35 protein-coding genes and 1 pseudogene are annotated in these 25,078 nt (G+C 64.1%); 13 read left to right on the top strand and 23 right to left on the bottom strand.

Annotation, left to right across the window (positions count from 1 at the left end; all coding sequences use genetic code 11):
- Nucleotides 1-60: 60 nt before the first annotated feature.
- From MNOD_RS40730 to MNOD_RS48595, 3 genes and pseudogenes are all read right to left on the bottom strand, one after another.
- A pseudogene (locus MNOD_RS40730) lies at nt 61-628 on the bottom strand (helix-turn-helix domain-containing protein); the annotation flags it as partial.
- Between the two features lie 187 nt (nt 629-815).
- Nucleotides 816-1,097 carry a hypothetical protein gene (locus MNOD_RS40725; protein ID WP_012634274.1) on the bottom strand — a complete coding sequence of 94 codons (282 nt, stop codon included), beginning with the start codon at nt 1,095-1,097 and terminating at the stop codon, nt 816-818.
- A 301-nt stretch (nt 1,098-1,398) separates the two neighbouring features.
- Nucleotides 1,399-1,572 carry a hypothetical protein gene (locus MNOD_RS48595; protein WP_012634273.1) on the bottom strand — a complete coding sequence of 58 codons (174 nt, stop codon included), beginning with the start codon at nt 1,570-1,572 and terminating at the stop codon, nt 1,399-1,401.
- A gap of 507 nt (nt 1,573-2,079) precedes the next feature.
- Here MNOD_RS48595 and MNOD_RS45485 point away from each other — a divergent pair.
- Complete coding sequence (locus MNOD_RS45485) at nt 2,080-2,601, top strand: Cache 3/Cache 2 fusion domain-containing protein (protein WP_012634272.1); 522 nt, start codon at nt 2,080-2,082, stop codon at nt 2,599-2,601.
- A 252-nt stretch (nt 2,602-2,853) separates the two neighbouring features.
- Here the strand turns inward: MNOD_RS45485 and MNOD_RS40720 are convergent, their stop codons facing one another.
- Complete coding sequence (locus MNOD_RS40720; protein ID WP_012634270.1) at nt 2,854-3,411, bottom strand: hypothetical protein; 558 nt, start codon at nt 3,409-3,411, stop codon at nt 2,854-2,856.
- 905 nt (nt 3,412-4,316) lie between these two features.
- On the opposite strand from MNOD_RS40720, the gene MNOD_RS40715 reads away from it, so the two are divergent.
- On the top strand, nt 4,317-4,760 hold the full coding sequence (locus MNOD_RS40715; RefSeq protein ID WP_012634269.1) for a Ros/MucR family transcriptional regulator: 444 nt from the start codon (nt 4,317-4,319) through the stop codon (nt 4,758-4,760).
- 33 nt (nt 4,761-4,793) lie between these two features.
- Here the strand turns inward: MNOD_RS40715 and MNOD_RS40710 are convergent, their stop codons facing one another.
- The 10 genes from MNOD_RS40710 to MNOD_RS40670 form a co-directional block, all read right to left on the bottom strand.
- Nucleotides 4,794-4,997 carry a hypothetical protein gene (locus tag MNOD_RS40710; protein ID WP_012634268.1) on the bottom strand — a complete coding sequence of 68 codons (204 nt, stop codon included), beginning with the start codon at nt 4,995-4,997 and terminating at the stop codon, nt 4,794-4,796.
- A 112-nt stretch (nt 4,998-5,109) separates the two neighbouring features.
- The gene (locus MNOD_RS40705; RefSeq protein ID WP_012634267.1) at nt 5,110-5,499 is read right to left on the bottom strand and encodes a hypothetical protein; all 390 of its coding nucleotides are present in this window, start codon (nt 5,497-5,499) and stop codon (nt 5,110-5,112) included.
- On the bottom strand, nt 5,490-5,777 hold the full coding sequence (locus MNOD_RS40700) for a hypothetical protein (RefSeq protein WP_012634266.1): 288 nt from the start codon (nt 5,775-5,777) through the stop codon (nt 5,490-5,492). The genes MNOD_RS40705 and MNOD_RS40700 overlap by 10 nt, the downstream gene beginning before the upstream one ends.
- A complete protein-coding gene (locus MNOD_RS40695; RefSeq protein WP_012634265.1) occupies nt 5,777-6,061 on the bottom strand; it encodes a hypothetical protein in 285 nt (94 codons plus the stop codon). The genes MNOD_RS40700 and MNOD_RS40695 overlap by 1 nt, the downstream gene beginning before the upstream one ends.
- A gap of 2 nt (nt 6,062-6,063) precedes the next feature.
- The gene (locus tag MNOD_RS40690) at nt 6,064-6,411 is read right to left on the bottom strand and encodes a P27 family phage terminase small subunit (RefSeq protein ID WP_043754382.1); all 348 of its coding nucleotides are present in this window, start codon (nt 6,409-6,411) and stop codon (nt 6,064-6,066) included.
- Between the two features lie 199 nt (nt 6,412-6,610).
- The gene (locus MNOD_RS40685) at nt 6,611-6,898 is read right to left on the bottom strand and encodes a hypothetical protein (protein ID WP_244424902.1); all 288 of its coding nucleotides are present in this window, start codon (nt 6,896-6,898) and stop codon (nt 6,611-6,613) included.
- A gap of 68 nt (nt 6,899-6,966) precedes the next feature.
- Nucleotides 6,967-8,415 (bottom strand): phage/plasmid primase, P4 family, encoded by a 1,449-nt coding sequence (locus MNOD_RS40680; protein ID WP_012634262.1) that lies wholly within the window; start codon nt 8,413-8,415, stop codon nt 6,967-6,969.
- Complete coding sequence (locus MNOD_RS40675) at nt 8,412-8,666, bottom strand: hypothetical protein (protein ID WP_012634261.1); 255 nt, start codon at nt 8,664-8,666, stop codon at nt 8,412-8,414. Before MNOD_RS40675 ends, MNOD_RS40680 begins: the two co-directional genes overlap by 4 nt.
- Nucleotides 8,663-8,863, bottom strand: coding sequence for a hypothetical protein (locus MNOD_RS45475; protein ID WP_012634260.1), 201 nt, complete (start codon nt 8,861-8,863; stop codon nt 8,663-8,665). Before MNOD_RS45475 ends, MNOD_RS40675 begins: the two co-directional genes overlap by 4 nt.
- Before the next feature lie 2 nt (nt 8,864-8,865).
- Entirely contained in the window at nt 8,866-9,093 is a 228-nt protein-coding gene (locus MNOD_RS40670; protein WP_012634259.1) for a hypothetical protein, read from the bottom strand.
- Nucleotides 9,094-9,220: 127 nt separating this feature from the next.
- Between MNOD_RS40670 and MNOD_RS45470 the strand changes: the two genes are divergently transcribed.
- Complete coding sequence (locus MNOD_RS45470; RefSeq protein WP_012634258.1) at nt 9,221-9,814, top strand: hypothetical protein; 594 nt, start codon at nt 9,221-9,223, stop codon at nt 9,812-9,814.
- A gap of 862 nt (nt 9,815-10,676) precedes the next feature.
- Here the strand turns inward: MNOD_RS45470 and MNOD_RS40665 are convergent.
- A complete protein-coding gene (locus tag MNOD_RS40665) occupies nt 10,677-10,898 on the bottom strand; it encodes a hypothetical protein (RefSeq protein ID WP_157091872.1) in 222 nt (73 codons plus the stop codon).
- Between the two features lie 124 nt (nt 10,899-11,022).
- Between MNOD_RS40665 and MNOD_RS40660 the strand changes: the two genes are divergently transcribed.
- Together MNOD_RS40660 and MNOD_RS40655 are read left to right on the top strand one after the other, a co-directional pair.
- The gene (locus MNOD_RS40660) at nt 11,023-11,253 is read left to right on the top strand and encodes a hypothetical protein (RefSeq protein ID WP_012634255.1); all 231 of its coding nucleotides are present in this window, start codon (nt 11,023-11,025) and stop codon (nt 11,251-11,253) included.
- Nucleotides 11,254-12,175: 922 nt separating this feature from the next.
- Nucleotides 12,176-12,394: a hypothetical protein gene (locus tag MNOD_RS40655; protein ID WP_012634253.1), complete on the top strand. Its 219-nt coding sequence runs from the start codon at nt 12,176-12,178 to the stop codon at nt 12,392-12,394.
- Between the two features lie 126 nt (nt 12,395-12,520).
- On the opposite strand, the gene MNOD_RS40650 is transcribed toward MNOD_RS40655, so the two are convergent.
- A complete protein-coding gene (locus MNOD_RS40650) occupies nt 12,521-12,817 on the bottom strand; it encodes a hypothetical protein (RefSeq protein WP_012634252.1) in 297 nt (98 codons plus the stop codon).
- Nucleotides 12,814-13,503: a ParA family protein gene (locus MNOD_RS40645; RefSeq protein ID WP_244424901.1), complete on the bottom strand. Its 690-nt coding sequence runs from the start codon at nt 13,501-13,503 to the stop codon at nt 12,814-12,816. The genes MNOD_RS40650 and MNOD_RS40645 overlap by 4 nt, the downstream gene beginning before the upstream one ends.
- Nucleotides 13,504-13,937: 434 nt before the next feature.
- On the opposite strand from MNOD_RS40645, the gene MNOD_RS47805 reads away from it, so the two are divergent.
- On the top strand, nt 13,938-14,177 hold the full coding sequence (locus MNOD_RS47805) for a hypothetical protein (protein ID WP_157091871.1): 240 nt from the start codon (nt 13,938-13,940) through the stop codon (nt 14,175-14,177).
- Nucleotides 14,178-14,190: 13 nt separating this feature from the next.
- Here MNOD_RS47805 and MNOD_RS40640 read toward each other — a convergent pair whose 3' ends face one another.
- Complete coding sequence (locus MNOD_RS40640; RefSeq protein ID WP_012634250.1) at nt 14,191-14,607, bottom strand: response regulator; 417 nt, start codon at nt 14,605-14,607, stop codon at nt 14,191-14,193.
- A 170-nt stretch (nt 14,608-14,777) separates the two neighbouring features.
- Nucleotides 14,778-15,233 (bottom strand): hypothetical protein, encoded by a 456-nt coding sequence (locus MNOD_RS40635; RefSeq protein WP_012634249.1) that lies wholly within the window; start codon nt 15,231-15,233, stop codon nt 14,778-14,780.
- A 505-nt stretch (nt 15,234-15,738) separates the two neighbouring features.
- Between MNOD_RS40635 and MNOD_RS49810 the strand changes: the two genes are divergently transcribed.
- Entirely contained in the window at nt 15,739-16,467 is a 729-nt protein-coding gene (locus MNOD_RS49810) for a hypothetical protein (protein ID WP_012634248.1), read from the top strand.
- A 382-nt stretch (nt 16,468-16,849) separates the two neighbouring features.
- Here MNOD_RS49810 and MNOD_RS48590 read toward each other — a convergent pair whose 3' ends face one another.
- Nucleotides 16,850-17,005, bottom strand: coding sequence for a hypothetical protein (locus tag MNOD_RS48590; RefSeq protein WP_012634247.1), 156 nt, complete (start codon nt 17,003-17,005; stop codon nt 16,850-16,852).
- A gap of 357 nt (nt 17,006-17,362) precedes the next feature.
- Between MNOD_RS48590 and MNOD_RS40625 the strand changes: the two genes are divergently transcribed.
- Both MNOD_RS40625 and MNOD_RS45455 read left to right on the top strand, forming a co-directional pair.
- On the top strand, nt 17,363-17,602 hold the full coding sequence (locus MNOD_RS40625) for a hypothetical protein (protein WP_012634246.1): 240 nt from the start codon (nt 17,363-17,365) through the stop codon (nt 17,600-17,602).
- A gap of 423 nt (nt 17,603-18,025) precedes the next feature.
- On the top strand, nt 18,026-18,760 hold the full coding sequence (locus MNOD_RS45455) for a Crp/Fnr family transcriptional regulator (protein ID WP_012634245.1): 735 nt from the start codon (nt 18,026-18,028) through the stop codon (nt 18,758-18,760).
- A gap of 313 nt (nt 18,761-19,073) precedes the next feature.
- Here the strand turns inward: MNOD_RS45455 and MNOD_RS45450 are convergent, their stop codons facing one another.
- The gene (locus MNOD_RS45450; protein WP_157091870.1) at nt 19,074-19,322 is read right to left on the bottom strand and encodes a hypothetical protein; all 249 of its coding nucleotides are present in this window, start codon (nt 19,320-19,322) and stop codon (nt 19,074-19,076) included.
- A 328-nt stretch (nt 19,323-19,650) separates the two neighbouring features.
- Here MNOD_RS45450 and MNOD_RS47795 point away from each other — a divergent pair, with 328 nt between their 5' ends.
- The 3 genes from MNOD_RS47795 (at nt 19,651) to MNOD_RS40615 (ending at nt 21,441) form a co-directional block, all read left to right on the top strand.
- Nucleotides 19,651-20,037, top strand: a complete 387-nt coding sequence (locus tag MNOD_RS47795; protein WP_157091869.1) for a hypothetical protein — start codon at nt 19,651-19,653, stop codon at nt 20,035-20,037.
- A 48-nt stretch (nt 20,038-20,085) separates the two neighbouring features.
- Nucleotides 20,086-20,457 carry a hypothetical protein gene (locus MNOD_RS47790; RefSeq protein ID WP_157091868.1) on the top strand — a complete coding sequence of 124 codons (372 nt, stop codon included), beginning with the start codon at nt 20,086-20,088 and terminating at the stop codon, nt 20,455-20,457.
- A gap of 270 nt (nt 20,458-20,727) precedes the next feature.
- A complete protein-coding gene (locus MNOD_RS40615; RefSeq protein WP_198157713.1) occupies nt 20,728-21,441 on the top strand; it encodes a class I SAM-dependent methyltransferase in 714 nt (237 codons plus the stop codon).
- Between the two features lie 252 nt (nt 21,442-21,693).
- On the opposite strand, the gene MNOD_RS40610 is transcribed toward MNOD_RS40615, so the two are convergent.
- Together MNOD_RS40610 and MNOD_RS40600 are read right to left on the bottom strand one after the other, a co-directional pair.
- Entirely contained in the window at nt 21,694-21,975 is a 282-nt protein-coding gene (locus MNOD_RS40610) for a helix-turn-helix transcriptional regulator (RefSeq protein ID WP_043754372.1), read from the bottom strand.
- A 774-nt stretch (nt 21,976-22,749) separates the two neighbouring features.
- Nucleotides 22,750-22,956 carry a hypothetical protein gene (locus MNOD_RS40600; RefSeq protein ID WP_012634241.1) on the bottom strand — a complete coding sequence of 69 codons (207 nt, stop codon included), beginning with the start codon at nt 22,954-22,956 and terminating at the stop codon, nt 22,750-22,752.
- A gap of 612 nt (nt 22,957-23,568) precedes the next feature.
- On the opposite strand from MNOD_RS40600, the gene MNOD_RS50245 reads away from it, so the two are divergent.
- Entirely contained in the window at nt 23,569-24,090 is a 522-nt protein-coding gene (locus MNOD_RS50245; RefSeq protein WP_012634240.1) for a hypothetical protein, read from the top strand.
- Nucleotides 24,091-25,078 lie beyond the last annotated feature (988 nt).

Raw genomic sequence — 25,078 nt, 5'->3', positions numbered from 1 at the left:
CCGATCACGCGCTCGCAGCTTATCCTGAGATTCTTCTTGCACCGGAGGGGGCGTCCACACATGCCCGTGCGGCACCGCCATCCGGCAGCGCTCGCCCTGTGCGGCGCGGCCGCGCAGGCGTTGACCCCGTGGGGCTCTGCCGTGGGTGCGGGCCATGGTGGTCGTGACCCAAGTTTCGTCGATGAACACGAGAGTGGCTGGATCGAGCTGACGTTGCCCCTCGCGCCAAGTCTGACGCTCCTTGACAATGTCAGGACGCTCTTGCTCGCTGGCGTGCGCGGTTTTTTTTGAATGCGATCTGGTGTCGGTCGAGGAAACGCCAGAGCCCGCCATAGCCGATCGGCAGACCCTTCTCAGCCAAGCGACTGCGCAGTTCCTTCAGCGTCTGATCCGGCGTCTCGCGCACCAGGGCGAGGATGACCTCGCCATGCTGTTCGATCTGATGCGAGCGCCGATCGCCGCCCAGGGCACCGGGCGCGCATGAGCCCGTCTCCCGCACACGCGCCCGCCAGCGGCTGACGCTGGCCGGGCTGACGGCGAACCGCACGGCCGCCTGCCGGCCCGACATCCCGGCCTCAATCGCCGCAAGCACACGCTCGCGCAGATCCCCTGACAGCGCAAATGACATGCCTCAACCCGCTTCCACCGTTCACAGCTGGGGTGAATCACTCCCACGCCATCGGCGGAACTCCCTGCTGATTCACATGGCTCGGATACCGCTCTAACATGCGGCTGATCCGGCCCAGCGCGGGGCGCATGCGGCCTTCGGCAGACTCCCCGAAGGTCCCATCACGCGATTTACTGCTGCGAGGTGATCACGCGCCGAGGCGGTACTCGGCCGGGCCGTTGAGGCGATCGGTGCTCACGCCGCCAGTGTCGTTGGAGCTGAAGCGCCGAAAGCCATGGCGGAAGAAAACCCGCCTGTGGTGGAAGGGGGTGAAGTGATGGAACCCACCTCCCCGGAAGCCGGTCCCATGAAACCCACCATGGAAGCCGCCGCCGTGAAACCCACCAAACCCGCGGGCTTCTGCGGAACCGGCGAAGCTAACAGCCGCAATCCCAGAGATAAGAGCGGCACTGAGGACAGTCTTGATCATCCCTTGCTCCTTTTGCCTCTGTGCGAGGCAGGAGCAAAATGAGGATAATTCCCCCTGTATTATGTGCGGAACAGCACAAGATCCCCAGAGTCTGTCCAATAAGCCCTTCCTAATACTAATAAATACTTTTTAAGACTAAGTTGTTCGTAAGACGCGAAACAGGCTCTCAGCGGCACCATCGCGCTGAACGTTGGAGAGCGCGAGGGCTCCGCTGACCCCCTTCTGAGGCACTATTCGGCGGGCTCTAGGGCCGAAGCTTGACGGCCGTCTAGCCCCTGTCCAGGCGCCGGGAAACGGCCTTTCAGATCGCCGTCCACCCGTCGGGCCACGGCACGTCCCGCCCGACCACCTTGTGGGCCGGCAGCGGGCCGGCGGATCCCGCGCACCAGTCCGTCCGCGCGTTGATCCGGGCGCAGATCCCCAGCGTGTCGCGCAACACGCCGTCCTCGCAATAGCGCCACGTGCCCCGTGTCATGCAGACCGCGCCGGCTGTCGTCCACTCAGATGGACCGTGGCTTGAGGCAGCAGTAACAAAGCTTATTGGTTCACTTGTGCCATCATCATGGGCGTCACTGCATTCAGTGTTGCCTATATTCATCTCCAGTCAGTCGGCAGCTGATGAACAGTTAGGGACAGGGCAGCAGAAAGCCTGACTAGTCGCCACGGATCACAACCTATGACACGCAACGGACTATTGAGCGCCGGCCGGGCCTTACCACCCGAGCCGGCCTCTCTTTGGCCAGGATCCGCCCGGTTAGGGCCGCATAGATCACCGCAGTTGATCCGCCGCGCACAACCTCGAGGTCTTCACCTCCGCTCCTGCCGGATCAGCCAGCCCGCCATAATGCTGAAAGAGGGCTTCTGGGGGATGGGCCGATTGACAAAAGGCGACGGCAGGCGTGAGTTTCTTCGCATGACTGAGATGGGCCTCCACGCCCGATGTCCGCACACCGAGGTGCTGTGAGGCTAGTGGGAGGCAAAAATGAAAAAGTCTGCCGTCGCCTTCGCGCTGGTAGGTTTGACTGCCATGTTCTCAGGAGCAGCACCGACACGAGTGTTAGCCGGGCCTGCTGAAGATGTTCAATCTGCAATGCAGCTTCTCAAATCAAAAGCCGCTGCTATCGGCGCACCAAGCATTAAAGGCGAAGAAGAGTTGGCAGGGAAGAAGGTGCCCGTTCTTTACTTTGGAAGCACAAAAATGAATGGAAACTTCGCACTTGTTGATGAAGTCCAAAAAGAAAAGGGCGGTACTGCGACCATATTTGTGAAAGATAGAGACGAATTCATCCGAGTGGCAACGAATGTCAAAAAAGAGGATGGCTCGCGAGCGATTGCCACAATGTTAGACCCGAAAGGCAAGGCCATTGCGGCTATCAGAAAAGGCGAAAATTTCTTTGGCGATGTAGATATTTTGGGCAAGCCTTACACAACGGGCTACGAGCCAATCCGGGATGCTCGGAGCGAAATTTTAGGCATTTACTACGTCGGCTATCCGAAGCAATAGCGACACGCCAAGAGGATTGTCCGGATGGCCTTTGTCTCGGAGAGGCAGGCTCACGCCACTTGCAAGACTATGAACGCCAAGGCCGGCCGGGAGCGCTTCAAGCTGGTGAAGCGGGGGCTGAGCCCCCGGAACCATTGCGGGCCGCCGCGCGATTGCTCTGCGACGCAGAACGGATTCCCTCGACGCCGGCCGCGGGCAGTGTCCTCACCTCGGCCGGTGTGCCTTTATCTGCGATAGTGGCGGCTATCGCAGTCAGGTTGCGCGGCTGAGAATATAGCAGTCCTCGATGGCCCATCGGGGCTCCGGCCGAATGCCCGTGTCGGCGCGCGGAATGCGCCGATACACATCGCTGTCCCGTAAATAGACCTCACGCTTGGTGATGCGTTCGGGGCAGGTCCAATGGCCGCTGTAGCGCGTATCAGGTTCTGTGTCCTCACCCAAGCCGATGATCACAGCGGTGTGGGGCCGCTGTGAAACGGTGCTCACACAATCCCAGAAGTGCGCGGCCGTCTCGCCGGGTTGCGGATGCGCACCTTCCCACTTCCAAGCACGCCAGCCGCGCGCCTGCGTCCACGCCTGAGCTGCCGCAAGCATGCGCTCCATCTCGGGCCGCTCCGTCCCTTCCTCGTAGAGAATGCGCGCCAAGTCGGCCGCCGTCTCAGCCGGGAGCGCCTGGGCCAGAGCGGACAGGAACTGGCCCGCGGCCTCTTCGTCGATGTTGTGGCACACCGTATCAACGGCGGCGATGATCGCGCAGAGGCCGCATTCGCCGGAGCCATACGCCTGCCGGTAGGGGCTAAGTTTGGTCATTGTGCCCGACCTGACGCCTCGATCCCACAGTTCCCACAGCTCATGGTTCGTCATAGGCGCGGCGAATTCGGTGTCGAAAGCCCTTTGCCGCCGCCGGATATTCCATCCGGTGGATGGATTATCGTCAAGCCAATAGCGTTGGTTTATCAAATTGCCTTCTCACAGCAGGGGGTGTCGCAAATCATCTGCTTTGGGCATCCCGCGACGATCAAAGGGAGGTGATCCGGAGCGCGTTCGCGGATTTCCGGCCAGCCGAATGCCGCAACTACTTCGCCGCGCTTGGCTACGATGCCTATGATCCGACCTGATCGGGCATTGCTCTAGGTATACCCCGGAGGAGCGGTAAGCGGTGAGTGGGCGCCTTCACCGCTCTGGTCCGGTGCTTACCGGCGACGATGTCGGCCTGGACCAGGGAGAGACCGGGCAAAGGAACGCCGGCTCGGGTGGGGAACCCGGCCGGCGTTGAAGGAACGCTTGCATATCTCAATCGCGCGGCTGCCCGCGATGGTTCCGGGCGCCTCTCGGTGTCGGCATCCCTGCCGCTCCCCGTGAGCAAAAGCCTCGCCCCAGCTCTCGACCCTAGCAGCTGCGCATGACCGCCGCTGCTCTCGCCTTGAAGCACTCCCGGCCGAGCATCCCCCGCGCGCCCGCGAAGTCGTTCTCGCGTGTGCGCGAGGGTTATAGTTAACCACTCACGTTCTGGGTGGAGGACAGCCCCCTGATTGGGGTATCCTACCAGGGGCAGGGCAAGTTCAGCACCTCTGCCCGCAAGATGTCACGATCCGGTGTATTCTGCACTGGCAGCGTCGCGGCTGGTGCAGGGCAGGGCCTGAGGCGCCATCCCGCTCTAGCATCGTTGCACTCGCGAGGATGCAAGGCTTGCATCGCCGCATAGGGAGGGTGGCATGCCCAATGACATCACCATCACCGCCGCGAATGACGTCGAATCATTGTACCTCATCGCGACAACGGCCGACATCGTCTCGGCCTTCCTCGCGCACAACCCGGTGCCGGTGACGGACCTGCCGCCCCTCCTTACCGCCGTGCATGCCTCGCTGACGGGCCTCACCAAACCGGCCGAGCCCAAGCCCGAGCCGCTGGTCCCGCCCGTACCGATCCGGAAGACGATCACGCCGGACGCCATCATCAGCCTGGAGGACGGCCAGCCCTACAAGACCCTCGCGCGGCACCTTGGCCGGCTTGGTCTCACACCGGAGCAGTACCGGGCCAAGTGGGGTCTGCCGACGAACTACCCGATGACGGCGCCGAACTACGCCGCCCAGCGCTCCGAACTGGCGAAGAAGCACGGGCTGGGCCGGAAGGTCATGGGCCGGAAGACCGGCGCTTGATCCTGCCGGCGGCCGGTCCAGACCCGGCCGCCGCTAGAGTCTCTCGCCCGCCGCGGCGCGGGCTTTCAGGTCCTCTGTCGTGACCTTGTCGCCGTCCGATGTCGCAATCCGCACTTGGTACCCGTCGCTCTGGAGTTCTGCGAGCAGGCGCAGAGCGTCAACCACCGCCTCGACCGTGTTGGACACGACAGGCCTCTCCGCATTGGAGAGGTTCGACCCGGCAATGATGTAGCCCATGGGACCTCCCTAAGACCTGCCTACTGACTGCCGAGCTTGCTGCAGCAGGATGGCGACGGCATGGCACCGTGCGCCTGTAGTCCGTAGCCGCGCAGCAGCGGCGGTCTTGCGCTCAGTCACGGAATAGCTCGTCAGGGATGCAGGCCCAGCGGCGCCATGCCTCCTCGGCTTCCTTGCCCGTGAGGATCCGGCCCGGCCCGATGGTGTAGAAGCCGATCGTCTTGGCCTTCTCGGCCTGCTCCTTCCACCCGGCCATCAGCTCGGCGAGCTCGTCCTTGCGCAGGAGGTTCGCGCGGTAGAGGGCTACGGTCTCGTTGTCGTAGCCGGGCCATGGGATCGGGGCCTCATACGCCCACCACTCCTCCGGGCGCCGGCCGGGGCGCTCGCTCGCCAGCATCTCGTCGCGATGCCGCTCCCACCGCTCGCGTTCGACCGGACGCGGCTCGTGCGGCAGCGGCGGGTGATCCTCGATCCGCTTCGGGCGGCGACGCTTCAACGGCATGGTCGATCCTTCGTCGGCATCTTCGCCCCGGCCTCGAGGAGCGCGCGCTGCAGCTCCTGCGCCTGCTCCCAACTCTCCGTGAACGCGTTCGTCCAGGGCGGCCGCGGGCCATCGCTGACGCCAAGGCCGTGCACCTCCCAGGGCAGCGGCGACGCCTCCCAGGGCCGCAGGCCGAGGGCCGCATGAAGGCGGTGGTAATCCCCAGCCTCGAACGCCTCGACGGCCTCGCTCGTGATCCGATGCATCCGGCTCTTCGCTGTTCTGCGCTTCGCTGGCATCAGCGCCTCCATCCGGGCGGCGGCCCGAAGGTTTCGAGCGCCCACGGCTGGTCCGACTTCCGGACCGCGTCCGGCCGGGCGAGGCGATCGGCGCGCTCCTGCAGGAATGCTGCGCCCAACTCCGGCCATGCCTCCCGCGCCGCCGCGCGGGCGTGCTCGTCGGACACGGAGCCTTGCCCGAACCCGAGGTCCCCGAAGAAATCGTGGCCGGTCTCGAACACCATCGCGTAGGCGTCGAGGCTGGGGCCGGAGCGGCGCTTCGCACGGCGGACCTTCGCGGGCACGGTCAGAGCCTCCGATTGCTGCGCAGGGCCGGCGGGCGGGACCGGCCCTCGCCGGGCGGATCAACGTCGAGGTCGAGCTCTCGGATCAGCCGGGCGAAGGCCAGCCGGCTGTCGCGCTCGATCGCCACCTCGGGCCGGGCGCGCGGGGCGCCAAAGCGGTCCTCGAAGGTCATCCCATGCTCGGCGAGGGCCTCGCGGGCCGCCTGGCACTGGTCCCAAGCCTCCGCGGCGAGCTGCAAGAGCCGGAGGTGATGCGCCTCGAGCTCGTAGGCGTCCTGTACGGCCCGCCACCACGCCTTGGTGGGCTCGGCCAGGTGCTCTGGCGGGGCAGGACGGTGCTTGGTCGTCATGGGCAAATCTCGATTGAACGGGGGCAAGGTTCGATTGCGTTGAGGGGTGGCACCGGTCCTTGGCTCGAAGGCCGTGGACTTTGACCAGCCCCCCAGGGGGTCGGCAGCGGCGAGGTGCTGGGTCATCTCGATCTCCTTTTCGGGCTGGGGGCGGGGTCGGGTCGGGCGGGATGTCGACCACGCACGCGACCCGCTCGGTTCATCTCCGCCGCCGGTGCAGGTGCGCGAAGCTCGACAGGATCTTGCGGCGGTCCAGGGCCGGCAGCCGGCCGAGCTCGTCCACTGACCGGACCAAGGCGTCAGGATCGGTCTCCGCCCGCTCCAGCGTGTCGCAGAGGGTCCAGCCGCGCGGCCCGCAGATCAGGTGCGTGAGTGCTCTCAGGCAGCGCAGGCGGGCGGTGCGTTCGGGCTCGCTGATGCCGTTCGCCCATGGCCCAAACCGGTCGGCCAGCGCGACCGTGACCAAGTGACCAAGAGTGTCGGTCACTCTCGGTGATCGCTCACGCACGTGCGCACGCGTATGAGGCGTAATGGCGAAGTGACCGTCACTCTTGGTCATTGGTCACCGTGGCCGTAGCTGGGCGTGACCTTCACGCGGATGCCCGCGAAGCCCTTCGCCTGATTGGTGCGCTTGTCCTGAAAGCCCTTGCGCCGCATGGCCGGCCCGAAGGCTTTCACCGTCCCAGGCTCGTCGCCGGCCGCCCGCGCGTACTCGCACCACGACGCGTAGAGGTCCGCGATGCGGTCCCAGCAGTGCGGATCGCCCTGGCGAACCACGCACTCATCAGCGATCCACTGGCCGAGCAGATCCTGCTCGGCGAAGTAGGCTTCCGTCGCCTCCGTCACGCTCGCCGGCCGCACGAGGCCGTTCTGCTGCCAGTCCAGGCAGCCCTCGATCATCCAGCGCAGGATCGCGGGCCATTCGGCCCTGAGCTTCGCCTCGAGATGCGGGTCGGGCCGCTCGGGCTTGCGGGTGAAGGGGACGATGTTGAACCGGCGCCGGGCCGCGTCATCGACATTGCGCAGCAGCGGCTGGTGGTTGCCGACGATGGTCAGCTTGAAGGTTGGAGTGAAGGTGAAGAAGTCCTGCCGCATGAAGCGGGCGGTCACCGGGTCGCCGCCCGTGAGCTGCTTAATCTTTGCCTCGGCCCAGGGGCGGCCTTCCTCCGTCTCGGAAGCAGTGACGAGCCGGGCGCCCCGCAGCATCGCCATGTCGGTCGGGTGCCGGTCGCCCTTGGACGCCGTGAACGTATCCATCGCGGCCGTCTTGGCGTACTCGGCCAGGATGCCGGTGAGCACGTTCAGGAACACGCTCTTGCCGTTTCCGCCGGGGCCGTAGACGAACACGAGGGCGTGCTCGCTCACGGTGCCGGTGAGGGCGTAGCCGCACCACTGCCGCAGGAAACGGGTCAGGCCCTCGTCGCCGCCCGTCGCCTGCGTCAGGAAGGCCAGCCACAGCGGGCAGTCTGGCAGGCGGGCCGGCGCCACGGCCGTGAGCTTGGTGATCCGCTCGCCCTGGTCCGCCTCGCGCAAGCGCCCGGTACGCAGGTCCACGGTGCCGCCGGGCGTGCCGAGCAGCCACCGATCCGCATCCCAGGTCTCGGCGGTGACCGCGAAGGTGCGATCGTGCCGGCAGAACTTCTCCACGCCAGCAGCGAAGCTGGTCTTGGAGGCGAGATAGCGGGCCTTTGGGCTCTCGTTGGCAATGAGCTGCCGGACCAACTCGCGCGCCCACTGGAAGGCCATGCCGACGCGGTTCTGGCGCCACGCGACGCCGGTCCATTCATACCAGGATCCCGTGTCGTGGCAGTACCGCAGGCGCTCGCCGTGGATCTCGGCGAACTCGCACGCGGCGCTGTCCTCCGTGACGATGTCGTTGCGGGGCGGCGGCGCGGATGAAGGCGCCTCTGGCGCCTTCATCTCGGGCTCGTCACAGCCGAAGTCGTAACTGGCCTCAGCAGCCTTCCTGGCGGCGCGCAGGCGCTCGGAGAAGTCGTGCATCATGCGAACTCCTCCGCGGCCTCTGCGGCCTTCCTGGCCTCGTTCAGCATCGTGAGCAGATCGAGGGCGTGCTCGAAGACGATCGCGGCTTGGTGGGCGTGGTGGTTCAGCCCAGCGCGGTCGTTGATAGAGGCACAGTCGGCGGCGAGGCTCGCCTTGAAGACCGTGAGGTCGAACGCCTCCGCGATGCACGCGAACAGCATCTCAGGCGTGCCGTGCGCGATATGGTCGATGTTGGGGTTGGGGGCGCTCATGCGCCCCCCCGCCACGTATCGACAGCCGGATAGGCCAGCTCAGCGATCAGCGCCGCATGGAGCGGCGAGAGGCCGTAGCGAACGGAAAGGTATTTTGCTTGCCGAGGGGCTTCATGCGGCGCATATGTCTCGATGCTATCTTGCCGGAGAGCAATCGAGAGACCCGCCGTCGCCCCGCGATGCGCGGGTTTCTTCATGATCAAGCCGCCTCCCCGCTGGCGCCGTTGTCGTTGAGGCCGAGCTTCCGGCGGATCGGTGCGCACGGAACCGCCATCTTCCGACCGATCCGAATGACCTCGATGCCGGCGAGGCGGCCGGTTCGAGCTGCGTCGTAGGCCGCAGAGGGCGACAGGTTCGCCAACACCCTGCCGGCCAGCGGGACCGGCACCGTGAACTGTCTCCTGATGCGTTCGAGGTCGTCTTCCATCGGCACACCTCATCGGAAGTGAACGGTTGCACTACAAGAACCGCCTACACCGGCTCTGACAGAACCGCAAGTCCACACTTGCGCTTCCAACAGCCCACAGCTAACACGAGGGCACGGAGGGGCGGACATGCTGACGTATGGTCAAATGGAGGAGGTCCTGGCGCGGGTGCATGGCGTACAGGACGTGCAAGACACCACGTTCCGGGCTCGGATGAAGCATCTATCCAAGCTCGGAATACCTGTAGATTTTAAAACAGGAGAGTATCTCAAGCCAGGGAAGGGAAAGCGTCTAGAATACAAATGGAGTGAAATATTTCAATTTGTGTTTTGCTTGGAATGTTATCAATTTGGCTTAGATGCGACTTGGTTTACGAATGTAATCAAGCAATATGGCGGATCTATAAATACACACTTATCTCGAATTACTTTCAGCTTGGCAAAAAGTTATGATATAAAAGATGAGTATTTGGTGCTCGTTCCATCCATGATGACATGGTCTTTCCGGAAGACGGAAGATGTCCGTTTTGGATCGGATACGATGCAATTGATGTATAAGGACGATTTTATAAAGTTAATAAGCGAAAATATAGCAGACCGGCGCCGGATTTGTTCTTTAAACGTGACAGAGACACTGCGTCTAGTTTTAGAGGCAAAAAAAGAAGTTGTCGCTGAGGCCGGGATCGGCGCCGATGCCGGCGAGCGGAAGGCGAAGGCTGTGTGACGCCGCGGCCGGGCCGGCTGAAGCAGCGGCCCGACACTCTGCGAACGGGTTGATTGCTGGGCCGTCGCCGTAGCCCCCTAAGAAAAGAGGCCGATCTGGTGAGAGCGGCCCGAAGTCTAGGGAGGAAACGCCCACGAGGGGCAATCCTCATGTGGGAAGCGCCCTATTGGCGCGACGTGCGCAAGCGCACATGGCCCGACTGTTCCAGCGCCGCCTGCAGCACGTCCCGCTCGGCCTCAACCGCAGCGAGCTGCACCCGTAGTGTCTCTACCTCGGCATGCAGCTCGCCGGCATCGACGGCGCGGCGAGATAGAGGATGCCACTGCCGAACGTCACCTCTTTCCAACTGCCACGTTTTCGGTAGGCTCCGGCCAAGCTGAGTTGCGGAGGGCCATTGCAATGAGCCTAGCAAGCATGCTGCGGGCGAGGATTGCCGACTGGCGCCAAGCGCAAGCGAGGCAGCCTAATCGAATAGCAATCGCTGCACTCAGGCTGCTGAATGACGTTTCGGCCGGCCGCAGTCTCAGCGGGCAAGAGCTGATCGCGATGGCACGTGCTGCGCGGGCACAGACGAGCTGGCACTGACACAGCACTGAGCCGGCGGCTGGGCCGACAGGTCCGGATCAACCCGGCCGCCAGCTGCAGCGACCAGCCCGCCCGAAGCCCGCCAGCGGACTCCCTGAGGCCCTCCAGGGGCTGCTGCTGTCTGTGGTGATGCCGCGCCGGCAGGTCGTAGACGAGGACCAGCGCTCCCTCCGGCTAACCGGTCCCCGTCCGTTCGCGGGAAGTCCCGCCCGGCGGCGCAAGGTGCTTTTCAGACGGAACACCCGCGCCTGCCGACCGCGATGCTACTCCCGGTTCCTCACCGGCTGCCAGCGCCTCCTTGAGGCAGCCTGAAGGGGTCGAAGACCGGCACGGCAAGGAGCTTGCGGGACCGCTCGATGGCTTCGAGGCTTTCACTCCGGCGCTGGGCGGCGCACTCGCACGAGATCTTCGTGTAGTGGATCCGAGAGAGGGCGCGGGCTGTGCGCTCCGCCCTGTCGGCAAGCAGTCGGTTGTTGTCCTTCATGGGGCTGCCCTTCATGGGGCTGCCCATACCCGGACGGCAACGGCACGGGCACCAACAAACGCTAACCCAAGGATCTGCCAGGCGCTCGCCGGGTCCGGATCGCCGTTGCTGCGTTACCTCGGAGTAGAGGGCCACCGCCATGCCGGACCATCACGTCATCGCCGACCTCGACGAGGTCGATCAACACATCGCCGATGGCGAGCGGCGGATCAGCGACATCGCCGCCCGCATCGAGCAGGGTCGCGCCGTCGGCCGGGATACGTCGCTGGCCGAGGAGCTGCTCCGTCTGATGCACGAAACCGTGGAGCAGTGGCGCATTCAGCGGCAGCTCATCGTCGAGGCTCTCGACCGTGAGCAGCGGGAGCGCTGATGACCTGCAACACGCAGTGAAACGCCCGGCGGGTTGCCGTCCCACCGGGCGCCGGAGAGCAAGGAGGACTCACGACGCGTCATGCGTCTAAAAACCAACGCGCGGGCCTGCTTCTGGCTCCAGCGCGGTCGTGCCCCGGAGATCCGGCCGCTAAACACACCTAGAGCATTTCGACGACGTTGAGCAGGACGCCAAAAAATAAGAGCACCGCACCGACAACGACGACGGCCGGGGCGTCCAATGGATCCCGTTCGTGCCGCTGATTGTTGGGGCTCTTGGATCGTTTGCGTGAGACGATATGAGTCACTGTAGCAACGCCTCTCTTGCGGCGTTACAAGGTGTGAACAGAAACCCAAAAAGCGCCATCCATTACCGGGCTGCCGCTGGCTCCGGTTTGGGCATATCCACTCTGCTCGTCTTCAGGCAAGCGGGAGTCCGCTAACAAAGTATGTGGACCCATCCGGGGTGAACTCAGGTTCTTTTAGATCGAGGTAAACGGGCGGTCAGCCTACCAGCCGGCGCCACCACGGCCGGTGCGCCGTCGCCAGCGCGTGCCACCGATCCCGATTGGCCTCCACGTCGGCACGGCGCTCGCGCTCGACGGCGAGCGACGCCTCCATGGCCTGGATCGTGGCGCGCAGCGCGTCGAGCTGCGCCGCGATCGTGTCCCAGCGCGCAGTTCGCCTATCTCGGCCTCAAGGCGTTCGATGTGTCGCGTGAGGACGCTCGTGATATCGCCCGTGGCGATGCGTTGGAGGAGCGGCGGCCACGGCAGGTCCGATGCAGCCGCCGCTCTCGCCGATCCGGGATGACCCTGCTCGGCTCGCCCGCAGGGTGGGCCGGGTGGTTAACAGGCCATCGCCACCGCCTACCTCTGGGCCGCAGACCATGCATTCGCCCGCGTGAGCGCCAGGAGGCCCGGATGGAAGCCGACGACCTGAAGAGCCCATCGTTCCGGATCCTGACCTACCGCGATGGCCAGGACGTGATCACCGAGACGGTGGAGACCCCGGAGGCGGCCCGTATCCGGTTCGCCTCGGCGGTCGACCTCTGCCGGACGCGGGACGACGCACACGCGCACCGGGTCGAGCTCTGGCAGGGGGCGCAGCTGCTCGACACCTGGACCGGCAAGGCCGCGTAGCAGCTCGGCGGATCGGCGGCCGCCGGCTGAGGTGAGCGAGACGGCGGCGGAGGCCGATCGCTGGCGCTCTGCCCGCGGTGCTGAGCGCGCTGGCCATAATCACCGGGAAGGCAGTCGTGATCAAACTCAGGCTTGGTCGATCTTGGCGACCAAGCGCCCAAAGCCTTCGCGATAGGACATGCGCTCGCGCTCGCACCACTCAACGAAGCGGTTGATGTCGGCGATGGCAGCGCGGAGGTTCAGCTGATCGGTGGGCTCGTCGACGGCGACCCGGCGCTTGCGGCGCGTGGGTACTTCGCGACTCTGGAAACCGAGTTTCTCGGCAACGCGGTCGACCTCTCGGGCGACCGGCGCTGGGGCAGGCGCTGCATCAGGCTGAATTTCGGCGAGCTTACCAAAGCCGAAGGACGGTTTGGTGGTCACGCGGCGGCTCTCACGTTCAGGCTGCTGACCAACTCCACAATTTCGCCCGAGAGGCGCTCGGCGTTTTCGACAGCTCCCGGGAGGCCGTTCACGAGTGCCGGATCGAGCTCGGCCAGCGTGCGCTGATAGGTGAACATCGACTTGTAGGCCGCCCGCTCGTTGAGGTGCGTGACGAGGACTGGGATGCCGGCCCCGCGCAGCTCGTCGATAATCATCTTCTCGTTCCGGGTGGGGATCGCCGGCGAAGTCCTGGTGAACAGGACGCGGAAAGGGATGGCCCGGCCGACTACCTGCTCCTCCTCCTGGATGAGGCTGACGGCGCGCGCCGCCTGTGCGGCGTCGACGGCTGAAGCCTGCATCGGGATCAGCACCAGGTCCGAGCGCATGATGGCGCGGGAGACCATCCGGCTCGCGGTGCCTTCCAGATCCACCACGACGAACTGCCGCCCTGCCCGCTCAGCATCGATCGTCGAGACGATCTGGCTCTCGCTGATGTCGGCGAGCACCTTCATCGTGCTTCCGCTTCCGCCTCGGGACCATGCCGCGATGGGACGGTTGGGGTCGCAGTCGAGGAGCGTGACGGTCGCGCCATGGGCTGCGAGCGTCGTGCCCAGCACCAACGCCGTTGTTGATTTGCCGGCGCCGCCCTTGGGATTAGCCACCGATATGACCGGCATGCGGATCATCTCCTGCCGAAGAATGCGGCAGGCAGGGTATGGGGCCATCGGTTAGCGGAGCGTTAAGCCCATTTCCGATCCTATGAACAGGGCAGCACTCGTTGCGGCCCATATCATGCGGTCCAAGACGGGTTGTGACGGCAGAGGATCGGAGCGTACGCTATCCAATGATAGCTAGCGCTAGCATCCATACCGACATGGGTTGGGTCGGACACGGGCGAGGCCTGGAGCGTCTGTCTCTCGGCTGCCCTGAAGGGCGTCTGGCAGAGCACCAAGGCCGCTCGTCTCGCCAGGGCGCACTGACATGGCCGAGAGCCGCCTCGGGACCAGTGCCAGAGTTTCGGAGAGGGAGCGTCCCATGACTCTCCCGAGCACACAAAGCTCTCTTTTGTGAGCTACTTAAGCCACAATGGCTGCTTAGGAGCAGTGGCCGGGCTCAGCAGATGTCAGCCACGGTGACGAGCTACGGGATTGCCAGGGCTGCCGTCATGCGCCAAAGCTACGCCATCCTTTTGACTATTCTTGCTTGTGAAGCAGCTTGCTCGATCATCGGCTTAAACGGTGCCGGTGATGAGCATGCATGGAATAACTACTTGATCAGTTTTGCGGCGAGTGTTGGTGCAAGCGCCATCCTGGTTTGCAGCTGGATCTCAAGCCACAAGCATTCCGGATCGCCGGGGTAGGCTGCGCCGGATCTCAGGCCGCGTGACGCTTCAGATCGGGCGCTGAAGAGCTTCGCAACCCGTTGATCACGGCGGCAAGCTGATGCCCGTGATAGGGCGTGCGCAGGCAAGGCGCACCATCCACGCGCTTCGCGACCGGGATCGCGTGCGGGAAGCGCGCCGTGTAGATCACGTGCATCTTCGGATTGAGGAGCCGCGCCACTCTCCCGAGCGACAGCCCGTCTATGGCGTCGCGGACGTCAGTGTCTGTCACAAGGACATCGATCTTGCGTCCGGTCTCCTGCTCGCGAAGCAGCTTTTCGGCCTCGCCTGCCCGGCGTGTGCTGACCACTGTGAAGCCGAAGGTCTCCAAGCAGCTCGCGGACACGCGCTGCGTGAGCTCGTCACCAGTGAGCAGGAGAACGGCAGGGGAGCGCGACGAGGCTGGCATGGCGTTGATCCTGGCAAAAGTGCGCAGTTGGCACGGCCGGTTCGCAGCAGATGCACAGCCATAACAACAACAAAATGGTTAACAGAAGGTTGATGCGGACCGCTTTCGTTTAAAGCAACGCTTTTGTAGGTCCGCGGCAGGGATTAATACCAAGGTGTGCTATGCGCGTACTATGCGATTGAAAGATCAAACAGATCGAGTTGCCTTGAGGCTCCGCGCGAGCGCTTCGGCCGAACAGCCCGCGCTGGCGAAATAGCCGCTGGAAGAGGCTGCCGAGGCTTTCCATGCAGGACCGCGCCGACGATCGAGCAGCCATCGCCGCGGTGGAACAGGTAGAGGGTGTGGGGTGCGGTGCGCAGGATCTCCTGCACGAGAGGTTCGCGCGTCTGCATCCGCTCCAGCGCTCTCAGCAGGCAGCCCAACCCGGCCCAGGCAATCTCGGCACCCTCGAACTCGATAGCTCGCGTTCTCCAGGTCTGGAGAGCGGCACCGGCCGTAAGGTTCGGGAATGGGTTCCCTGCGAAGGCGGTCGCATCGTCGAGGATGAAGGCAGCGAGCTGCTCGCGGTCAGCGATATGGGTTGCAGTCTGTAGCGCCCTGGCGAGCTGGTGCTTGGTCACCGGCATCGTCGCTCACGTCTCCTCATCCGACTCACAAGGCTAAGCTTGCATGCGGCGGATGGAGACGCGAGCGGCCAGGTGTCTGCAGGAATGGGATTGATGCGGGCCCGGTTTTCCCTTCGCCGATCGAGCGTGATCAGGCCTGCCGGCTCGGCCCGCATCGCACGGCGCACATCACTGCGGGGAGCCCCGAGCAGTCTGCGGTTTGACGAACCGCTCCGCTCCGGCTCAGATGGATGGTTAAGGCACTCGGCACCCCGTCGAGTCGCCACAGGAGAACCACCGCCGCCGCAGTGAGACCCTGAAAAGCCAACGGCCCCCGAGCTGGTAACTCGGAGGCCGTCGAACACCGAAGCGATGTCGGAATAGCTTGCAGCCCCGATATCGCCAGACGCTCCCTCGGGAGTCAAGCCGGAACCCGCTTCCGGCAACGGTGAGGCTTTGCCTGGAGCCGGACCGCCCTGACCGGCGGCGGCGAACGATCTGCTGCGGCCCGAGAAGGGCCGAGAGGATGCTGGCTGACGAAATCAGACAGGCGGCCGAGACCGCACCGCGCGTGAAGCTGCCCGAGGTGGCGGCCGTGCTCTGGAAGGCCTACGGGGCCGGCCACGTGAGCGAGGCCGAGGCCGAGGAGCTGTCTGCCCTCATCGAGGCCCGGAAGATCGTTCCTGCGGCTCCAGCGGCCCCCAGGAAACCCGGAGGCTCCCGGCCGCGCTCGGACGCCAGCCTGGAGCGCCGCCGCCGCTGGGCGGCCTCGGGGCGGCTCCCGCCGGCCGTCGCAGCCCGCTTCACCCCGGGCGAGATCGCGGTCCTGGCGGTCGTGGCCGCCGAGGTCTGCCGGCGCGGGGACTGCCGCCTCGCCGTGGGCCACATCGCGGCGCTCGCGGGCGTGTGCGAGACGCTGGTCCGCAACGCCCTGCGTGAGGCCCGGCATCTCGGGCTCGTGACGGTCGAGGAGCGCGCCATCACCGGCTGGCGCAACGACACGAACGTGGTGCGCATCGTCTCGGAGGAGTGGCGGGCCTGGCTGCGCCTCGCCAAGGGCCGGCAGGCGCCCGCTCCGACGCTCCGGTGGTTGGCCGACAAGGGCTCCTGCAGGCCCGCCGCCTCGTCCGCAGGGGGTGGGTACAGATCTGCGCAGGGCACGAATACCGATAGGGATAATCCTGTGAGTTTGGCCCCATGGAACCCCAGCAAAGCTGCCGGGAGGCAGGGTCGCGGGTCCGTCAGCGTCACCTAGAGGTGCGGTAGCGCCCTGGCGGAAACGAGGTCACAGCAGGGTCAAAGGCTATGCGCGAGCGTCATGCGACAAGCCGCTGGCGTCCGCCTGCCCGAACGCAGCGCGATCTCTGGAGGCTGCGGAACAGCCTTCGCGGCGGCCAAGGCGTGGACACAGCGGGCCCGTGGAGCCCCGGCGCCAGCTCGCCGGCCCGAATCCGCACCGCCCGCGCCATTGCGCCCGCCTGTAAGCCTCCCCGCGCCGTCCAGGGCCATGCCCGCGGCTCAAATCGCCCATAAGCAACGCTCAGGCGGAGCCGTACTGCTTATGAGTGAGCAGAATCCGGCGAAAGCCGCCTCGCCCCTAGAGGCAGCCTTTCCGAGACCGCACGCCCGGCGAGGTCCTAACCCTCCGCCGGGTGTTCGTGCGTCTGGGGGCGCCCCCGAATGCGCTCGGCGCACCACCCAACGACCGCGAGGGCGAACAGCGCCAGACCGACGTCGTGGTAGAGGACTGCGTGGTCCGCGCGGCCGAACAGCCACCAGAGTGTGTTGATCATAGTACGGGATCTGTAGTCCAGGTTCGTCGGGCGCCACGACGGTCGCATCAGGGCCAAGCTTAGCCGCGTCGTCGGAGAACATGCGCGCGTTCATCCGCGCCATGACCTACTTGAGTACATCTACGCCGGCGGATCAACTAGCCCATGAACAACGCTCAGGCGGAGCCGTGCTGTTTATGGGCGAGAGGGTTCGAGGAGAGCCAGGATCGGCGCTCGAAGCTGCGCTCGCGCGCTGGCGAAGGGCTATCGAGGGATGGAACGGCACCTGCTGCGTTTCGGCGAACTAAATTCGAGCAAATCGACGCGCCGCGCCCCGGATGATAACCATGTCTTCAAGCACGACCAGGAGGATAGGTCATGCCTGGAGTCACGATTCTGCGAAACGGCGAAAAGCCGACGGATCCCGACAACAATGTGACCGTGTATGAGTGGCACCATTCAAGTCGCGCACCGGAATTCGACGTGACAGTCACGAAGGAAGGCATCGTGACTACAGGTGTCTTCGTCACAGGGAAGGTCACTGAGGCGATCGTGTGGGCAGGTGAGGAAGCCGTTAGGCATGGTTTCGGCAGCGAAATCTACATCGCGGAAGCCTAGACTGGTTCCTCGGCCTTGAAGGCGCGCGCGATCACCGCCTCGTCGTTCATCTGTGGCGCTAAGACGAGGCGGTGATCGCGCGCGTGCGGCCGGCCCATTCGCATAAGCCCGGTATGGATTGTGCCGGCTGCGCTTGGCGGTATTGGTGCCACCGTCACGCTGCCCCGTTGGCCCCAAACCAGTTGGGGTGCCGTGACCGGCGGCCGCTGCCTGCTGAGCAGCGCAGTCTGCGGATCCAGAGGTGCTCTACGCGCAGGTGTATGGCGACCGCCAAACCCCGAACGGCGCCAGCGAGTATCACGATGAGTTCGGGCAAGGGATGCCGTACCCGCAGCTCGCATCAGGGATTGTAGCGGTTGGTCCGGACTGTATACTGGGTTGCATACTAAAAGATGCTGCTACCCTTGAGAGAGGGGATTCAGTATGTACAACCGTCTGATAAGACGACTTGAGCAAGCTGGTGTATTATCAGGCGTCGAGATAAAAGCTCTGCAAGATGTAAATTTACGGGAAAGATTTGTGGTGGCTCGTTCTGATGTATACGATAATGATTTTGCTGACAATGTGCATCTCATATTAGGCGGATTCGCCTGTAGATACAAGATATGGGCAGGCGGGAATCGCCGGATTATCTCCCTTATTGTTCCCGGCGACCTCTGCGACGGGCATGTGCCTATGCCATTTGTCCTTCAAAACAGAGTGGCAGCGCTTACCACCTGCAAAGTCGCGGACATTCCGCGTCAAACGATGGTCGAGTTGATCAACACATACCCAGGCATTGCGCGAGCGCTTTGGTGGGTAACTCTCGTGAAGCTCAGCACGATGCAGGCGTGGTTGGCCAATATGGGAAGAGAGGCTGACAAGCGAATAGCACACTTCTTTTGCGAGATGCTTGTACGCTTGCGTGCGGTTGGCCTTGCTGATGAGAGCAGTTATGAATTCAATCTCACTCAGTCTGATCTGGGGGAGATATTCGGATTGTCAAATGTTCACGTCAATCGTGTTTTGAAGTCATTGAGGGATGCTGATTTGCTAATCGTGGCAAATCGCCGAGTGACAATTCCTGATGTCGAGCGGTTAGAGCGATTTGCAGAGTTTGATCCCGGTTATCTGAGCGGCACTTTGAGCTTCGGTGAAGGGATCCGGCATGAAGCATGACATATTTGCCTGAGCTGACGTGCCTCTCACGGGTATACCCAATATCGACGTAAGGCGCGGTATGGGGCGCCGTCATGTCGCCCCGATTGAGATGGAGATGACGCACGGCCTCGCGGATTTCCTACCTCGCTCCGCGACGCTGCCGGGTCGGCCTCTCAAGTCCGACTCGGCTCACTTTCTGGACGGATCTCAACTGTGCGGTTGGACAACAAACCTGTCGGTCCGGCCCGCTGCGGGCTGCCAGCGCACTCTGCGGATCCAGAAGCGCTCCACGCGCCGGGCATGGCGATGATAGGCACTCTCGCCTACATCCTCAGACGCGCAGCCGCCGCTCGTAGCCCTGCGCGTCTTGGAGGAAGTCGGGTTCGTGGAGCGCATCGAGGTCGCCGGCTCGTCCTACCGCGCGACGGAGCACGGCCTCCAGCGCAAGCCGGTGCAGTGGCGGTTCGGGCCGGACTATCTGCCAGCCTTCACGGCAGCCAACGCTCGCGCTCAGGCGGCCCGTGGCGCCCGTTCGCCAGCTCGGCGGCCCCATCAACACCATCCGCGCCGCCTCGGCCACCTGTGAGGCTGCCTGAGCCGTCTAGGGCCATCCTGCCGAGCCAAGTCGCCAGAATAGACAGCCCAGCGCTAGCGTCCTTCCATTCTGGCGAGCGGAATCGGCCGGAGCCGGACTCGCCCCTCGAAGCTGCGCTCGCACGGCTCGCCCAGGGGATAGGACTGTGAGGGCAGAGGCCAGCGGAACCGTCGCAAGGGCTGCCGGAAGACAGGGCGGCAGCAGGCGGGGTGGCTCGCGAGATTCGACATCTCTGAAGCTGCGCTCGTACGGCTTGGAAGGGCTATCGGAAGGCTCGACCCTGCGGATTATCTGCGAGCCGGTGGAGGGCTGGATGAGCGGATCGTATCAGCGCCATAAATCAATGTTCAATAGCTTTGGCTTTGGACATTACGCACCAAGTCCTGTGCTTTCAGGAGGCTTAGGTATTATATTTTTCGCTATAGCTGGGGTAATTTACTATAGGACGGGCGAGATATTGACATGGCTTATCTTATGCGGCGTTATATTTACCGCATGTAGTGAGCTTGTAAGCGCAACTTACTCAACTCATCGCAGTATAGTACTCAGCTATTACGCTCTAAACGACATCATAGCGGAGCAGGAACAACTATCTGAGCGCATTTTGCGCGTTCAGAGCGCTATTGAAAAATTGCAGCCGCGCACGAAAAGCGGGCCGAACCTGTGGGGCGACGACGAAGATCCCGATCCCGATCTGTAAAGCCTGCGCACCAACGTGCGTGGGCGGCCCATTCGCATAAGCCCCGGTATGGGACGAGAAGAGCCCGCCACGGCAGGACCGGGCGGGCTTTTCTCGGATGGGGAGGCTGCCCCGTGGAGCACCTCGGCCAATACACTCACGTTCCACGCAAAATCTCCATACCCCAATCCGTATTGCTCAAGTTACACCGCCAAGCTTGGAGCAGATTCGGCTCTAATTTTCTGTATCGTGCCGCACAGCGCCGCCTTCACTTATCTGCTAGCGCTCAACGGCTGGCCGCAATTACTCGGTTGTTCAATCGAGGGATGTCAGATGGGTGATCTGAAAATTGAAAACGGCAGCACCAAGCATGTATCGCTGAGTGAAGAAGACCGGGAATTGACCGCGGACGAGTTGGCCGCTGTTGCTGGCGGTCCATAAGCACACCGGTCCCTAACGCGGTCTCAAGGGCGCTCGTATTGAGCTTGGAATAGAGGGCCCGTCGAAAACTCAGCAACGGAAAGGGGCGAACCCATGACGACACATCAATTGGACCTTCTCGGTCTGCGCACAACCGTTTTCGCCAGCGGCAACCGGGCGGGACTCGAATTCTCGATGCCCATTGTTGGCGCGCTTCGGCATTACTCGGGGAGAACGGCCGCGCCGGCTGCGGCCGTTGCGGCCTCCCCGGAAGCGGCGCCGGCAGGCCCCTTGGCAGAGGCCGTCGCCCGGATCAACTGGTATCACACCCTCGATCTCGGCGAGGGCCTCGTCACGCCGGGCTTCTACGATCACCGCGGCATCCTACCCCTCTACGGCCTGCCCGAGCGGCTCGACGGGATGCGCGTGCTCGATATCGCCTGCTTCGACGGCTTCTGGTCCTTCGAGTTCGAGCGCCGCGGCGCGGCCGAGGTGATCGCCCTCGACATCCGCTCCGCGCGCGAGCTCGACCTGCCCTGGCGCCTGCGCGAGACCATGACCGAGGCCGAGCTCGACCGGCCCTTCGGCGAGGGCTTCCGCCTCGCCCATGAGGTGCTCGGCTCGGCGGTGAAGCACACCCACTGCAACGTCTACGACCTGTCCCCCGAACGGCTCGGCCGTTTCGATTTCGTGCATTGCGGCGACTTGCTGCTGCATCTGCGCGATCCGGCGCGGGCGCTCTACAACATCCGCCGGGTCACCCGCGGAACGGCCATGATCTCCGACTGCATCTACCCGGATCTCGACCGCCTCGACGGCCTGCCGATCATGCAGTACGACGGGGCCTTCAGCGAGAACATCTGGTGGCGTTTCAGCGCGCACGCCCTCTCCGCGATGATCCGCGACGCGGGCTTCGACCATGTCGCCGAGAAGAAGCGCTTCCGCTACGGGCCCCGTGGGGAGCCCGCGTCGATGTGGCATGCCGTCTATGAGGCGAAGGCTTAGCATTACAGTCGCAGGTCGTTGAGCTTACCTGGACCTCACTCATCCGCAACCAACACAGGCTGCCTGCGCGCGAGGCGACGCGCTACGCGTAAGCCGGTGTATGGGACGAGAAAAGCCCGCCACGGCAGGACCGGGCGGGCTGAGGTCTGGTTCGATGGGGATCGAACTGGTCCAGAGGAACACACCTACCGGCGCAGCGCTCTAAACTTTGCTAGCTGAGCGCCGTCTGGATGTTCCGCGCCGCATGGCCTTTCAAAGACGCTGGTGTTCCTTCCGCCACGCGCTCGGTGTCGTGCCGGTCCAGCGCCGGAAAGCGTGGGTGAACGCGGCCGGCTCCGAGAACTTCAGCGTGGTCGAGATCTGCGCCATACTCATGTCGGTGTCGGCCAACAACTGCGTCGCGATGCGAAGCCGCGTCTCGTCGGCGACCTGTGTGAAGCTCGTGCCTTCGGACTTCAGCCGGCGGCTCAGCGTGCGCTGATGGATCCCCATCATCTGCGCGACCTGCCGCGCAGTGAGCGGCTTCTCAGTCATCGCGTGCGCAAGCGCTGGTGAAGCTCGTCTGCCATGTCAGCGGGAATGGCGGCCTCAAGCTGCTGGATTAGTGCTAGATGGAAGCATTTGGCTACGGCTAATGCGTCGCTTGGCCCCCGCCATCTGTAACGGCAATTGCATTTGTAAAACGCAGCAATGCTCTCTCAAGCTCGCGAGCAGCTATGCCAACATCGTCATCTCGATCTGCAAGGATCGGAAGTTTGATGAGAAGCTTCCTAATGAGATCAACAACTTCAGCGTCAAGTTCGCGAGGCACAGGCGTCTCATTGTGCTCCAATAATGTGCCTCTACATAAGCTTTTTCCGTCAATTTATGCAATCCATATTGCGCATACTCACCTCGTGAACGCTGTCGAGGTTACTCCTATCGTCCACAGGTTGTCTCCGCCAACTTCAAGGCTGTATCGCCCCTCACGCGCGTGAGGGTTTCGCGAGGCGCGTAAGCCCGAGTATGGAACACGCTATGGTGCCTCCGGACAGTGTTCCGAAGGCCTCGCGCGGGGCTCGAGCCGGCGCATAGTCGAGGGCCGGTTGATCGGCCTCTGGCGGGGCCTCGTGGGCGGGCGGATCTACTGCAGTGATCTGTCGGCCCGAACCGGGCAGATGCCGGGCAAAGAGACGCCGGCTCGAGCTGGTGAGGCCCGGCCGGCGTCAGTAGGCGTACTTGCACAAAGCTCATCCCAATATCAGATCAGCCGGCGTACTTGCACAATGACTAATGTTGATCGCAGTCCCTCTGGACGGTTCTGAGGGCTCAGTCTCTCCGCTTCACCACCTTGAACCGCTCCCGGCCTTCCTGCCAGTTCCACTCCTCGCAGATGACGCGGGCCTCGTGCTCAGTCAGGAAGGTGATGGTCGTCCGGTTGCCGTCCTGGCGATCGATGACATCCCAGATGCTGCCGGCCTCGATGAGAAGCGCGTTGAACTCGGCCACGATGTCGAAGGCCTCGGTATCGGCCATCCTACAGCTCCTCGCGAGCAAAAGCCTCGCCCTAGCTCATATCCGTAGCAGGTGCACATGTCCGCGCCTGTACGAGACCGCGCGCGCTGATGGCGATCGGCCTGGTGTGTGAGCCAGCACAAACAAGACGGCGCGTTGTTTCTAGAGCTGTCGGCACAATCGGTGCCCCTCTTGGCTCAACCAGGACAGCGCAGCCGCTGGCGGGCGACCCCCGGGCGCCTGGCTAAACTACTGGAGCGCAACGAGAACCACGGCAAGGTGGGTGCGCATCGTTCAGGGCTTCCGACACCGGCGGACGCCCTTGGTGGACGCTTGTACTTGGAAACAGCGCGGACTTCCAAGTATCTGAACTGAGTGCATGAAGAGTATTCAGTCTTCATTCAGTCAGCAGAGAGCATGGTTAACACAACAACGCAAATCGGGCAGCCATCATCACAGCGAGTCTACCGATCGGGTAGGCCGCCGATGGCGACACCAGATCATCGTCTGGCTTGAACAATTCAGAGCAAAAGAAATCGCCTGAAACTACAGAAACATGGCCAATACCGAAGATATCGGGCCACGATACCTCAATCAGACGGGCATCCACACTTAAGCGAACAGGAGAGCATCATGAAGAAGACGATGATCATGATCATGTCGGCGGTCGGCATGTTCGCCCTCTCACAGCAGGCTTTCGCCTTCGGGCAGGGCGGAAGCGGTGGCGCCGGAGGCGGTGGCTACTACGGCGGCTACGGCGGCCTGGGCGGCGGTGGCGGGGACGGCATCCACGGCGGCCGCGGTGGCAACGGTGGGCGCGGCGGCATCGGCGCCTATGGCGGGGCCGGCGGCGGCGGCGGCTGGGGCGGGTCGGGCTCCTACGGCGGGCATGGTGGCAACGGTGGCGCCGGTGGCGGTGGCTACTACGGCGGGGCCGGCGGGGGCGGCGGCGGCGGCGGCTCGGGAGCGTTCGGGGGCCATGGCGGCAACGGTGGGCGCGGTGGCATGGGGACTTACGGTGGCGTCGGCGGCTCGGGCGGCGGAGGCGGATCGGCTGCCGGCTACGGCAACCGGGGCGGCAATGGCGGAGCCGGGGGCAACGGCAGCTTCGGTGGCGTCGGTGGGGCCGGCGGACAGGGCGGCAACTCCTACTGAACTCTGGGGCTACGTCCTGCTGCAACAGCTCGCCGCGGCGCCGGGCAGCGCCGCGGCGGCGACTCGATCCCGGGTGCTGCGAGTGGATGCGATGACCCGCTCGCAATCCTGATACGGGGCTGATCATCGCACTCGCACGTGAGGCAGACCGATGAGGATGATCTCTGCTCTGACCGTGATGCTGGGAACCGTCGGGCTCATGGGCGTTCTGGCCCATGCTGCGCCCGTCCCGTCCGTGTCGCGCGGCGGCCTCGCGACACCGGCCGGATCGAGCGACGGTGCCGGCTTTCCGGGGCTGCCGGGCGGCCGGGGCGGTGCTCCGGGCCGGATCGGAACGCCTTCCCGTTCGCCGACCCCGTCCGATCCCGCCGAGCTGCGGCAGTACTGCGTCGCGCTTCTGAAAGGGACTGCTGCGGAGGTGCCGTCGCTCTATCATCCAGAAGACTGCGCCACGCTGTTCGGCACGGCAGCGGAACCCGGTCAGCCGGGGCGAGGAGGCAACGGCGCCGGCTTACCGGGCCTGCCCGGTGGCCGCGGTGGTCGGAGCGGCGTCATCGCTCCCTCGGCATCCGGCGTGTCGGATCCTCTGGCAGGTTACTGCCAGGACCTGCTCACGCATCCTGGTCAGGCCGTACCCCCGGGCGACATGACGCTTAGCGATTGTCAGGAGTACCTGACCGGTCTGGATCCGACGACGTCTCGTCGCGCGGTGAACGGCAGCAAGAAGTCGGGAGCCGACGGGCCAAGTCTGTCGGGCGGGATCGGTGGTCGAGGAGGACTGGCCGGTGCTGGTCCAGGCGGCGGCTCCGGCGGAGCTGGGGGCGCCGGAATTGGAGGAGGAGTAGGCGGGCGTGGCGGCCCGGGCGGCTCCGGCTACTGAAGCGGCAGCCGAGATGCGGCTGTGCAACACGCGTGAGGGGCGAGGGCGGCTTGGGAGCCGCCCTTTTCTTTTCAGGAAATCAAACGCGTGAGCCGGCCCGCTCAGGCA

The sequence above is a fragment of the Methylobacterium nodulans ORS 2060 genome, assembly GCF_000022085.1.
GTDB classification, from domain to species: domain Bacteria; phylum Pseudomonadota; class Alphaproteobacteria; order Rhizobiales; family Beijerinckiaceae; genus Methylobacterium; species Methylobacterium nodulans.
Note: the sequence above shows the minus strand (reverse complement) of the source record. Positions and strands in the feature narration are given on the sequence as shown.

Excerpts from the sequence above, each read along its gene's own strand:
- MNOD_RS40725 (WP_012634274.1), bottom strand. The coding sequence starts at position 1,097 with ATGATCAAGACTGTCCTCAGTGCCGCTCTTATCTCTGGGATTGCGGCT.
- MNOD_RS48595 (WP_012634273.1), bottom strand. The coding sequence starts at position 1,572 with ATGACACGGGGCACGTGGCGCTATTGCGAGGACGGCGTGTTGCGCGAC.
- MNOD_RS45485 (WP_012634272.1), top strand. The coding sequence starts at position 2,080 with ATGAAAAAGTCTGCCGTCGCCTTCGCGCTGGTAGGTTTGACTGCCATG.
- MNOD_RS40720 (WP_012634270.1), bottom strand. The coding sequence starts at position 3,411 with ATGACCAAACTTAGCCCCTACCGGCAGGCGTATGGCTCCGGCGAATGC.
- MNOD_RS40715 (WP_012634269.1), top strand. The coding sequence starts at position 4,317 with ATGCCCAATGACATCACCATCACCGCCGCGAATGACGTCGAATCATTG.
- MNOD_RS40710 (WP_012634268.1), bottom strand. The coding sequence starts at position 4,997 with ATGGGCTACATCATTGCCGGGTCGAACCTCTCCAATGCGGAGAGGCCT.
- MNOD_RS40705 (WP_012634267.1), bottom strand. The coding sequence starts at position 5,499 with ATGCCGTTGAAGCGTCGCCGCCCGAAGCGGATCGAGGATCACCCGCCG.
- MNOD_RS40700 (WP_012634266.1), bottom strand. The coding sequence starts at position 5,777 with ATGCCAGCGAAGCGCAGAACAGCGAAGAGCCGGATGCATCGGATCACG.
- MNOD_RS40690 (WP_043754382.1), bottom strand. The coding sequence starts at position 6,411 with ATGACGACCAAGCACCGTCCTGCCCCGCCAGAGCACCTGGCCGAGCCC.
- MNOD_RS40680 (WP_012634262.1), bottom strand. The coding sequence starts at position 8,415 with ATGATGCACGACTTCTCCGAGCGCCTGCGCGCCGCCAGGAAGGCTGCT.
- MNOD_RS40675 (WP_012634261.1), bottom strand. The coding sequence starts at position 8,666 with ATGAGCGCCCCCAACCCCAACATCGACCATATCGCGCACGGCACGCCT.
- MNOD_RS45475 (WP_012634260.1), bottom strand. The coding sequence starts at position 8,863 with ATGAAGAAACCCGCGCATCGCGGGGCGACGGCGGGTCTCTCGATTGCT.
- MNOD_RS40670 (WP_012634259.1), bottom strand. The coding sequence starts at position 9,093 with ATGGAAGACGACCTCGAACGCATCAGGAGACAGTTCACGGTGCCGGTC.
- MNOD_RS45470 (WP_012634258.1), top strand. The coding sequence starts at position 9,221 with ATGCTGACGTATGGTCAAATGGAGGAGGTCCTGGCGCGGGTGCATGGC.
- MNOD_RS40665 (WP_157091872.1), bottom strand. The coding sequence starts at position 10,898 with ATGAAGGGCAGCCCCATGAAGGACAACAACCGACTGCTTGCCGACAGG.
- MNOD_RS40660 (WP_012634255.1), top strand. The coding sequence starts at position 11,023 with ATGCCGGACCATCACGTCATCGCCGACCTCGACGAGGTCGATCAACAC.
- MNOD_RS40655 (WP_012634253.1), top strand. The coding sequence starts at position 12,176 with ATGGAAGCCGACGACCTGAAGAGCCCATCGTTCCGGATCCTGACCTAC.
- MNOD_RS40645 (WP_244424901.1), bottom strand. The coding sequence starts at position 13,503 with ATGATCCGCATGCCGGTCATATCGGTGGCTAATCCCAAGGGCGGCGCC.
- MNOD_RS47805 (WP_157091871.1), top strand. The coding sequence starts at position 13,938 with ATGTCAGCCACGGTGACGAGCTACGGGATTGCCAGGGCTGCCGTCATG.
- MNOD_RS40640 (WP_012634250.1), bottom strand. The coding sequence starts at position 14,607 with ATGCCAGCCTCGTCGCGCTCCCCTGCCGTTCTCCTGCTCACTGGTGAC.
- MNOD_RS40635 (WP_012634249.1), bottom strand. The coding sequence starts at position 15,233 with ATGCCGGTGACCAAGCACCAGCTCGCCAGGGCGCTACAGACTGCAACC.
- MNOD_RS49810 (WP_012634248.1), top strand. The coding sequence starts at position 15,739 with ATGCTGGCTGACGAAATCAGACAGGCGGCCGAGACCGCACCGCGCGTG.
- MNOD_RS48590 (WP_012634247.1), bottom strand. The coding sequence starts at position 17,005 with ATGATCAACACACTCTGGTGGCTGTTCGGCCGCGCGGACCACGCAGTC.
- MNOD_RS40625 (WP_012634246.1), top strand. The coding sequence starts at position 17,363 with ATGCCTGGAGTCACGATTCTGCGAAACGGCGAAAAGCCGACGGATCCC.
- MNOD_RS45455 (WP_012634245.1), top strand. The coding sequence starts at position 18,026 with ATGTACAACCGTCTGATAAGACGACTTGAGCAAGCTGGTGTATTATCA.
- MNOD_RS47795 (WP_157091869.1), top strand. The coding sequence starts at position 19,651 with ATGAGCGGATCGTATCAGCGCCATAAATCAATGTTCAATAGCTTTGGC.
- MNOD_RS47790 (WP_157091868.1), top strand. The coding sequence starts at position 20,086 with ATGGGACGAGAAGAGCCCGCCACGGCAGGACCGGGCGGGCTTTTCTCG.
- MNOD_RS40610 (WP_043754372.1), bottom strand. The coding sequence starts at position 21,975 with ATGACTGAGAAGCCGCTCACTGCGCGGCAGGTCGCGCAGATGATGGGG.
- MNOD_RS40600 (WP_012634241.1), bottom strand. The coding sequence starts at position 22,956 with ATGGCCGATACCGAGGCCTTCGACATCGTGGCCGAGTTCAACGCGCTT.
- MNOD_RS50245 (WP_012634240.1), top strand. The coding sequence starts at position 23,569 with ATGAAGAAGACGATGATCATGATCATGTCGGCGGTCGGCATGTTCGCC.